Origin of the sequence: Kitasatospora sp. NPDC059747 (assembly GCF_042732955.1) — a bacterium.
Taxonomy (GTDB): Bacteria; Actinomycetota; Actinomycetes; order Streptomycetales; family Streptomycetaceae; genus Kitasatospora.
Genome location: NZ_JBHWGV010000005.1, coordinates 47,279 through 57,001, shown reverse-complemented (window position 1 = coordinate 57,001; position 9,723 = coordinate 47,279). Strand labels below are relative to the sequence as shown.

Sequence of the window (9,723 nt, the reverse complement as noted above, 5' to 3'; positions counted from 1 at the left end):
GGTCGGGGGGTGGGCGGGGGGGGCTCTCTTGCTGCCCGCGCCACCCCCCACCCCCGCCGGGGCCGCCGGGGTGGTGTTCGGCGGCGGGCGCGCCCCCCCCCCCCACTCCCGCACGCTCATCGCCCCGCGCGCTCATCCCCCTGCCTGCTCGTCCCCCTGCCTGCTCATCCATGGGGGCTCATCCCCGCACGATCAGCCCCGCACGATCAGCCCCGCAGGATCAGCCGCGCGCGCCCGGCTCCACACCCCTCGCGCGGCCGACGGCGCTGAGCACCGCCCGCACGCCCGCCGTCAGGACCGACGCGTCGCGCCCGGCGCCCCAGCGCACCTCGTCGCCCACCCGGGCCTCCACGTAGGCGACCGCGTCCGGGCCCGACCCGACGGCGTGTTCGCTGAAGTGCAGGATCTCCACGCCCAGCGCGTCGGCCACCGCGTCCAGCGGGCCGGAGCCCGTGCCCGTCCGGCCGTCGACCTCGGCCCGGTCGCCGGTGACCGTCCACGCCCACGGCGGCGCCGCGTCCAGGTACTCGGTGCGGAACAGCGCGTACAGCTCCTCCCCCGTCACCTCGCGCCCGCTGTCGTCCGTCGCCTCCTGCACGACGCGCGAGAACTCGATCTGGAGCCGCCGGGGCAGCTCCAGCCCGTGCCCGGTCTGCAGGAGGTAGGCGATCCCGCCCTTGCCGGACTGGCTGTTGACCCGGATCACGGCCTCGTAGTCGCGCCCGAGGTCCGCCGGGTCGATCGGCAGGTAGGGCACGTCCCACGGCGCCTCCCGCTCCGGCACGCCCAACCCGGCGGCCACCTTGGCGTGGTGGGCGAGGCCCTTCCTGATGGCGTCCTGGTGGGTGCCGGAGAAGGCGGTGTGGACGAGGTCCCCGGCGTACGGGTGCCGCTCGGGCACCGGCAGCCGGTTGCAGTGCTCGACGGTGCGCCGGACGGCGTCGATGTCGGAGAGGTCGAGCATCGGGTCGACGCCCTGGGTGTGCAGGTTCAGCGCGAGCGTCACCAGGTCGACGTTGCCGGTGCGCTCGCCGTTGCCGAACAGGCAGCCCTCGACGCGCTGCGCCCCGGCCAGGACGGCGAGTTCGGCGCACGCGACGCCCGTGCCGCGGTCGTTGTGCGGGTGGACGGAGAGGACGACCGACTCTCGCCGCTCCAGGTGGCGGTGCAGGTACTCGATCTGGTCGGCGTAGACGTTGGGGGTGGCGATCTCGACGGTCGCGGGCAGGTTGTGGACCACCGGGCGGTCGGGGCTCGCGTCCCACAGCGCGGTGAGGCCGTTGCACACCTCCAGGACGTAGTCCGGCTCGGTCAGGTTGAACACCTCGGGCGAGAACTGGAAGCGCACGCCCTCGCGCCCCTCGGCCCGCCGGGCCATGTGCTCGGCGGCCCCGACGATCAGCTCGCGCACCTCCTCCCGGCCCCGGCCGAGGACGACGTCCCGCCAGACCGGGGCGGTCGCGGTGTAGAGGTGGACGACCACCCGCGGCAGGCCCTCGACGGCCTCGAAGGTGCGGTCGATGAGGTCGGCGCGGGCGGCGGTGAAGACGACGATCGTGACGTCCTCCGGCACCGCCCCCGGCACGGTGGCGAGTTGGCGCACGAAGTCGAAGTCGGCCCGGCTGGCGGAGGGGTAGCCGACCTCGATCTCCTTGAAGCCCATGGCCAGGAACAGGTCGAACATCCGCTGCTTGCGCGCCGGGTCCATCGGCTCGGCGAGTGCCTGGTTGCCGTCGCGCAGGTCGACGGGCACCCACAGCGGGGCCCGCTCGATCCGCTGCCCGGGCCAGCGCCGCAGCAACGCGGGCACGTGGACCCGCTCGTGGGCGGGACGGTAGCGGTGGGAGGGCATCGTGCCGCCGCGCTGGGGGTTCCAGGCGGGGGCGCCGGCCGGGACGGGACCGGCCGGAGCGCGCAGGGTCGTCGTGTGATGGGGCGTTGCATGACTGGGCGTTGCGTGGCTGGGCGTCGCGTGACGGGGCGTTGCATGGGAGGGCGTCGCGTGAGGCGGCGTCGCGTGAGAAGTGGGCGTGCGCGGGGTCGGGACGGGCATGCGGGGTCCTTCGGTGAGTACCGGTGACCGGCAGGACGGCGCCCCGCAGCGGGGTGCCGGTCCGGTCAGACCCCGCTGCGGCCGCCGAGGAGGAGACGCCGCTGCTGCATGGCCGGTAGACTAGCCACACCACAACTCCTCAGACAACCTGACAGGTGAACGCGATGTCCCCGATCGGCCCCCTGCGCCCCTCCCCCCTGGCCGAACAGGCCGCCGCGCGGATCGAGGAGCAGATCACCTCCGGACACTGGCCGGTCGGCGGCAAGCTGCCCGGCGAGGTCGCGCTGGCGAAGGAGCTCGGCGTCGGCCGCTCGACCGTCCGCGAGGCGCTGCGCGCGCTGGCGGGGGCCGGCCTCGTGCAGAGCCGCCAGGGCGCGGGCGTCTTCGTGACCGCGGACCGGCCGGCCGGGGACTGGGCGACCCGGCTGCGCCGGGCGGAGCTCGCGCACGTCTACGAGGTCCGCACGATGGTCGAGGTGCAGGCGGCCCGGCTGGCGGCGACCCGGCGGACGGACGCCGACCTGGCCGCCGTCGACACCGCGCTCGCGGCACGACTCGCGGCCGGCGCGGCGGACGACGGGGCCTTCGTCGACGCGGACATCGCGCTGCACACCGCCGTCGTGGCGGCGGCTCACAACCCGGTGCTGGACGACCTGTTCGCCCAGTTCGTCCCCGTCCTGCGGGAGCACCTGGTCGCGCTCGTCGGGCTGCTGGGGCTGCGCGCCGGGGACCCGGACCACGGCCACGACGCCCACGCCGGCCTCGTCGGGGCGCTGCACCGCGCGGACGCCGAGGAGGCCGGACGGGTGCTCGCGGAGGAGCTGGAGGCCACGCGGGCGCGGCTGCTCAGGACCTGATGGCATGTCCGCGATGGACGTCACACACTCTTCACGCGGGCGCCACCTTCCGGGCGGCCACGTCCATGACACTGGGCCGCACGGCTCCGAACAGGTGTCGTTCGCTGACGAACGGTCAACGGGGAGATGACATTGTGTCGAAGCGGTGCATGAGCACCGTCCAGACGGCGAACGGGCTTTCACTCCAATAACACGGTATGACTAGTATCGCTTCGTCAAAAAGCCCGCCCTAAGGAGTCAGCTCTGCGCGCGCGTGCGAATCGGCGGCCCCCGACGCCGAAGGCCCCCCGCAGGCGTCCGCGCCTGTCCCTGCGGACGGCGCTGCTCGTCCTGGCCGTCGTCCCCAGCATCGCCCTCGCCCTGCTCTGGGCGGTCACCAGCGGCGAGACGCTCTCCTCCTTCCAGCGGCAGGCCGCCCAGGGCATGCTCGCCCAGAAGGCCGGCCAGCCGTCCAACATCGTCTACTACAACCTCCAGGAGGAGCGCCGGCTCAGCGCCGAGGCGCTCGCCCGGCCCGGCGCCAACGCCGACCAGCTACGCAGGCAGCGGCAACTGACGGACGACGCGGTGCGCCAGTTCCAGGCGCTCTCCGGCGAGACCGCCGACGAGGCCCCCGCCGAGGTGCGCACCGCCGTCGCCGAGGCCCGCCAGGCGCTCGGCCGGCTCGGCGAGCAGCGGGCCGCCGTCGACCGCGCCACCATCGACCAGCAGTCGCTGTACGCCTACTACACCGACCTGATCGCCGTGGACCTGCGGCTGTTCACCGCGCTAAGCCACGTCGACACCGGTGAGATCACCTGGATCTCCAAGACCCTCGTCAACGCCTTCTGGGCCAAGGAGATGCTCGCCCGCGAGGACGCGATCCTGGCCCGCGGCTGGCCCTCCGGGCGGCTCGGCGTCGCCGAGTACCAGCTTGTGCAGGAGGCGATCGGGGCGCAGGACCACCTGTTCGCCGTCCAGATCGCGCCGTACGTCCCCGCCGCGGAGGCCCCGGCCTGGCACGACCTGATGAACAGCCCGTCCTGGCAGGCCAAGACGGCCGTCGAGCAGGCGCTGACCAGGCCGACGGCCGCCGAGCCGGGCGGCGCCACGGTCAAGCTGCCGCCGATGCAGGACCAGTGGCGCCAGGCCGTCGACCAGGTCAACCCGCAGCTCGTCAAGGCGATCGAGACCCGCACCGACGGCGTGGTCAAGGTCGGCCTGGACTCCATCGTCTCGCTCCTGACCACCGTCGTGCTGACCGCCGTCGTCGGCCTGGTCGCCGTCGTCGGGATCGGCATCGCGAGCTGGCGCCTCAGCCGCTCGCTGCGCCGCCGGATCAAGGAGCTCCAGACCCAGGCCGAGGCGCTGGAGCGCACCCTGCCCGAGGTCGTGGAGCGCCTCGGGCGCGGCGAACAGGTCGACGTCGAGGCCGAGAGCCGCGCGATCACGGCCGCCGCCGGCACCCTGCGCGGCGGCGGCACCGACGAACTCGCCACCCTCGGCCAGGCGCTCAACGCCGCCCGCACCTCCGCCCTGGAGACCGCCGTGCGGCAGGCCGAGCAGCACCGCGGCTTCGAGCGGCTGCTCCAGCGCATCGCCCGCCGCACCCAGCTGCTGATCGGCCGCCAGCTGCGGCGCCTGGACGAGCTGGAGCGCAAGCACGAGGACCCGGAGGTCCTGGAGGGCCTGTTCGACCTCGACCACCTCACCGCGCGCCTGCGCCGCTACGAGGAGAACCTCGTCATCATGGCCGGCGGCCAGCCGCAGCGGCGCTGGCGCAAGCCCGTCCCGCTGCTGGACGTGCTGCGCGCCGCGCAGGGCGAGGTGCAGGACTACCGGCGGATCATGCTGGACGTCGAGGGCCACCCCTGGCTCTCCGAGCGGGCCGTCGGGCCGGTCGCCCACGTGCTCGCCGAGCTGATGGAGAACGCCACCACCTTCTCCAAGCCGCCGACGCCGGTGGAGGTCAGGGCCGCCATGGTCGGGCGCGGGCTCGCGGTGGAGATCGAGGACCGCGGCCTCGGCATGGACCCGGAGCAGTACGACGCGGCCAACGCGCTGATGCTCCGCCCGCCCGCCCGCATCGACGTCCTGGAGCGCGGGGACGACATCCGCCTCGGCTTCCACGTCGTCGCCCGGCTGGCCGCCAACACCGGCCTGAAGGTCGAGTTCCGCCCCTCCGCGTTCGGCGGCACCCGGGTGGTCGTCCTCGTGCCGTCCGAGCTCGTCATCGACGGCGACGCCGGGCTGCCCGACGCCGCCCACGCGCCGGCCACGGCCGCCGGGCCGATCCCGCTCGTGCGGCGCTCGCGCAAGGCGCTGATGACGGCGTCCAACGAGGCGCCCGAGGCGCGGCCGGTCCACGCGCTCTCCCCGGCGGACTCCTTCGGGGTGACCGGCGGGGGCCACGCCCTGGCCGGACCCGCCGGGTCCTCCGGGTCCTCCGGGTCCTCCGGGTCCTCCGGGTCCTCCGGGTCCTCCGGGCACATCGAGTACGCCGGGCACGCCGAGCCGGCCACCGGGGCACCGGCCGGGGCAGCGGTCGGGGCGTTCGAGCCCGCAGGCCGGCACGCCGCACCACTCGTCGTGCCGGACGCCGCACCACTCGCCGCGCCGCAGGGCGGCCCGTCTCCCGACCCGTACGCCGACCCGTACGCCGACCCGTACGCCGACCCGCACGGCGACCCGTACGCCGACCCGCACGGCGCTCACCACCCCGGCCGGCGCAGCGCACAGCACGCCGACCAGCCGATCGAGCACAGCTCCCCGGCCCCGGACACGGCCCTCGACCAGGCGCCCTCGCACGACGCGCCCGCCCACGAGGCCCACGACGCCCCCGCCTACCCGGACATCGCCTACGCCCTGGTGACGGACGCCGAGGCCCCGTACGCCGACGAGCAGTACCGCCCGGCCGACCACTACCGGCTGGCCGAGCGGCGCCGCCGCCGCGAGTACGCCTCCGCCGTGCCGCTCAGCCCCGCCGACGGCCACCAGCCGCCGCTGCCGCAGCGCATCCGCCAGGCCAGCCTCGCGGCCGAGCTGCGCGTCCCGCCGCCGCCCGGCGAGCAGACGGAGCCCCAGCGGCCCGCCCCGGCCGCCCCCGTGGCGGACGGGCAGCCCGCCGGCGGCCCGTTCCAGCGCCCGGTGCGCCGCTCCGGCGCCACCATCGGCGCCTTCCAGCGCCAGTCCCGCGCCGCCCGCGCGCAGGGCCTCCAGGGCGGCTCCCAGGAAAGCGGCGAGACCCCCCTCCCCCGGACCGCCACCCCGCCGGTTCCCCCCACCGCCCCGGCCGGCTCCCCGACGCACGCACCGGAGCCCTCGCCCTGGGCGCTGCCGGCCGCGGACCCCCGAACGACACGAACGGATGACCAGTCATGAACCGCACGATCGCCACCCACCAGGACATCGACTGGCTGCTGGACGGACTCGTCGACTCGGTCCCCGGGACCAGGAACGCCGTCCTGCTCTCCGACGACGGCCTGGTCGTCAGTCACTCCCGCAGCATCGAGCGCGCCGACGCCGAGCGCCTGGCCGCCGTCGCCACCGGCCAGCAGAGCCTGGCCCGCGGCGTCGGCCAGCTCTTCGACGGCGGGCCGGTCCACCAGGTGATCGTCGAGCTCGCCGAGTGCTGGCTGTTCGTCATCGCCGCCGCCCAGGGCACCCACCTCGCCGTCGTCGCCTCCCAGGAGGTCGACGCCGAGGTGATGTCGGTGGCCATGCACACCCTGGTGCAGCAGGTCGGCCAGAAGCTCGGCACCCCCGTCCGCGGCGAGGCCGCCCCCGGCTCGTTCGACGCCTTCGCCGCCCGCCGGCCCGGCGCCACCGGACGGGGCTGACGCGGGTGGGCCCGCACTGGAGCGAACTCGACGACGAGGACGACGACTTCGCCGCCGGGACGATGGTGCGCCCGTACACCATCACCCGCGGCCGCACCGCGCCCGAACGCGACGACCTCACCCTGATCACGGTGCTCACCACCGACGAGGAGGAGGCCGCCCGGGCCCTCGCGCGCAGCCGCGGCGGCGTCCGCGCCCTCCAGCCCGAACACCGGGCGATCCTCGACCGCTGCCGCCGCCCGGCCGCGGTCGCCGAGGTGGCGGCCGGCCTGGACCTCCCGGTGTCGGTCACCAAGATCCTGCTCGGCGACCTGATCGCCCAGGGCCTGCTGCGGGCCCGTGCGCCGCTCTCGGTGGCCCGGGCCGCCGGCGGCGCGGACCTCGGCCTGCTCACGGCCGTACGCGAAGGACTCCGGAGACTGTGACCATGGCAACACCCCACCCCGCGGCCCCCGCCGCCGTCAAGATCCTCATCGCGGGCGGCTTCGGCGTCGGCAAGACCACCCTCGTCGGCACGGTCAGCGAGGTCGCCCCGCTGCGCACCGAGGAGTACCTGACCAAGGCCAGCGTCGGCGTCGACGACCTGGCCGGCGTCGACCAGAAGGACACCACGACCGTCGCGCTCGACTTCGGGCGGATCACCGTCAGCCCGGAACTCGTCGTCTACCTGTTCGGCACCCCCGGCCAGGAGCGCTTCTGGTTCATGTGGAACGACCTGGTCAACGGCGCCCTCGGCGGCATCGTCATCGCCGACACCCGGCGGCTGGACACCAGTTTCGCCTCCATCGACTTCTTCGAGAGCCGGGGCATCCCGTTCGTGGTCGCGATCAACTGCTTCCACGGCCACAACACCCGCACCCCCGACGAGATCCGGGCCGCGCTCGACCTCGACCCGCAGGTGCCGATGCTGATCGGCGACGTCCGCGAACGGGCCTTCGGACGGGACCTCCTGCTCGCCCTCGTCGACCACCTGATGGACCTCGCCGGCACCGCCGCCCCCGTCGGCTGATCCGGCTCGCCCTTCACTCCCTGGAGCCCCGCATGACCTCTCCCCTGCGCGTCCTCATCCACGGCGGCGGCATCGGCGGCCTCACCCTCGCCACCGCCCTCGCCCGGCGCGGCCACCACGTCGACGTCGCCGAACTGCGCGACGGCCTGGAGGCGCTGGGCGTCGGCATCATCCAGCCGTCCAACGCCCTGCACGTGATGCGCGAGATCGGCGTCCTGGACGCCTGCCTGGCCGCCGGCTTCGAGTGGGAGGTGCTGACCATCTGCGACCCGGCCGGCGCCACGCTCGCCCGGATCCCGCAGCCCCGCATGGGCGACGCCCCCGCCAACAACGGCATCCCGCGGCCCGCCCTCGCCGAGCTGCTCGGCGCCGCCGCCACCGCGGCCGGGGCCCGCCTGCGCTTCGGCACGACGATCGCCGAACTCGCCGACGACGCCGACGGGGTGGACGTCACCCTCACCGACGGCCACGGCGGCCGCTACGACCTCGTGGTCGGCTTCGACGGCATCGGCTCGCCGCTGCGCAGGCGCCTGTACGGGGAGAAGTACCCGCCCGAGTACACCGGCTTCGCCAACTGGCGTGTCACGCTGCCGCGTTCGCCCGAGGTACGGGGCGTCGTGATGTCCGCCGGGAACCTGGCGGCCAAGGCGCTGCTCACCCCGATCAGCACCGAACTCATGTACCTGGGATCGGTGTTCGCCGAGCCCGAGGACTTCAGGCCGGACCCGGAGCGCGCCCACGAGCAGCTCGCCGAGCGCCTGGCCGGCTTCGGCGGCCCCGTCGCCGAAGCCCTCGCCCAGGTCACCGACCCGGCCGCGGTGGTCTACTCGCGCATCTCCCAGGTGACCGTCGAGGAGCCCTGGCACATCGGACGCGTCGCCCTCGCCGGCGACGCCGCCCACGCCAGCACCCCGCACCTCGCCCAGGGCGCGGCCATGGCCGTCGAGGACGCGCTCGTGCTCGCGCTGAGCCTCGACGCCGCCGACTCCGTCGAGGCCGCCCTCACCGCCTGGGAGGAGCGCCGCCGCCCGCGCGCGCTCTGGGTGCAGGCGCTCTCCCGCGCGATCCTCAAGCAGGAGACCGGAACGCCCACGACGCCGGAGGAGGACGAGCTGCTGAAGGTCGGCATCCCGGGCGCGGCGCACGTACTCGTCAAGCCGTACTGACGACCCGCCGTACTGACGACCCGCCGCGCTGACGGCGGTCCGGTTCACGGTCGGGCGGTGACGTCCCGGCGGCGGTCCCAGACCGCCGCCGAGATCCGCGCGACCAACCGGGCCGCCGGGTCGGCGGTGCCGTGGCCGGAGGCGAGCGGGCCGGTGTAGCAGACGGCGATCAGGTAGGGCGGGCAGTCGTCCGGGTAGACGACGCCCACGCTGTGCCGGGCGCCGGTGACCCAGCCGTTCTTGAACGCGATCCGGGTGCCCGGCGGCAGTCCGGCCGCGAGGTCCACCCGGTAGGCGTTGCGCTCCAGGAGGGCCAGCAGCTCGGGCTCGCCGTCCAGGGAGCGCAGGAGCCGGACGAGGTCGCGGGCGGTCACCAGGTTGTCGACACCGGCCTCGCGCGCGGCGGCGTCCTCGATCCCGCGCGGGGTGGCGCTGTGCGTCGCCCCGGCCCGCCGCCAGACCCCGGCCACCGCCTCGGGGCCGACGGCGGCGAGGCACAGGTTGGTGGCGAGGTTGGAGGAGTGGGTGATCATCCGCTCGGCGAGCGTGCGCAGCGGCGCGGTGCCGCCGAGGAGCTCCCAGGGCAGCTGATCGCCGTCGCCGTCACGGGAGTTGGCGAACTCGCCGCCCACCGCCGAGTCGAACCGGTTCACCACGGGCACCTCGGCGTCCAGGTCGACGCCGCTGCGGTGCAGCGCCGCGAGCACGGCGACCTTCATCGTGCTCGCCGCGTAGTGCCGCACGTCCGCCGCGCGCCCGAACACCGGCTCACCGCTCCCCCAGGGAGCCACCACCACAGACAACATCCGGCAAGCGTAGG

General features: G+C 75.0%; 8 protein-coding genes. 6 read left to right on the top strand and 2 right to left on the bottom strand.

The window, feature by feature from the left end; translation table 11 throughout:
• Positions 1-220 precede the first annotated feature (220 nt).
• Positions 221-1,852, bottom strand: a complete 1,632-nt coding sequence (locus ACFV4G_RS03720; RefSeq protein ID WP_380436071.1) for a 2-isopropylmalate synthase — start codon at positions 1,850-1,852, stop codon at positions 221-223.
• 365 nt (positions 1,853-2,217) lie between these two features.
• On the opposite strand from ACFV4G_RS03720, the gene ACFV4G_RS03715 reads away from it, so the two are divergent.
• The 6 genes from ACFV4G_RS03715 (at position 2,218) to ACFV4G_RS03690 (ending at position 8,903) form a co-directional block, all read left to right on the top strand.
• Complete coding sequence (locus ACFV4G_RS03715) at positions 2,218-2,910, top strand: FadR/GntR family transcriptional regulator (protein WP_380436227.1); 693 nt, start codon at positions 2,218-2,220, stop codon at positions 2,908-2,910.
• Positions 2,911-3,333: 423 nt separating this feature from the next.
• Entirely contained in the window at positions 3,334-6,270 is a 2,937-nt protein-coding gene (locus tag ACFV4G_RS03710) for a nitrate- and nitrite sensing domain-containing protein (RefSeq protein WP_380436069.1), read from the top strand.
• Positions 6,267-6,728: a roadblock/LC7 domain-containing protein gene (locus tag ACFV4G_RS03705; protein ID WP_380436067.1), complete on the top strand. Its 462-nt coding sequence runs from the start codon at positions 6,267-6,269 to the stop codon at positions 6,726-6,728. The genes ACFV4G_RS03710 and ACFV4G_RS03705 overlap by 4 nt, the downstream gene beginning before the upstream one ends.
• A gap of 5 nt (positions 6,729-6,733) precedes the next feature.
• A complete protein-coding gene (locus ACFV4G_RS03700) occupies positions 6,734-7,153 on the top strand; it encodes a DUF742 domain-containing protein (RefSeq protein WP_380436065.1) in 420 nt (139 codons plus the stop codon).
• Positions 7,154-7,155: 2 nt separating this feature from the next.
• Positions 7,156-7,737 (top strand): ATP/GTP-binding protein, encoded by a 582-nt coding sequence (locus tag ACFV4G_RS03695; protein WP_380436063.1) that lies wholly within the window; start codon positions 7,156-7,158, stop codon positions 7,735-7,737.
• A 32-nt stretch (positions 7,738-7,769) separates the two neighbouring features.
• Positions 7,770-8,903, top strand: coding sequence for an FAD-dependent monooxygenase (locus ACFV4G_RS03690; RefSeq protein ID WP_380436061.1), 1,134 nt, complete (start codon positions 7,770-7,772; stop codon positions 8,901-8,903).
• A gap of 44 nt (positions 8,904-8,947) precedes the next feature.
• On the opposite strand, the gene ACFV4G_RS03685 is transcribed toward ACFV4G_RS03690, so the two are convergent.
• Entirely contained in the window at positions 8,948-9,709 is a 762-nt protein-coding gene (locus tag ACFV4G_RS03685) for a serine hydrolase (RefSeq protein ID WP_380436059.1), read from the bottom strand.
• Positions 9,710-9,723: the final 14 nt, after the last annotated feature.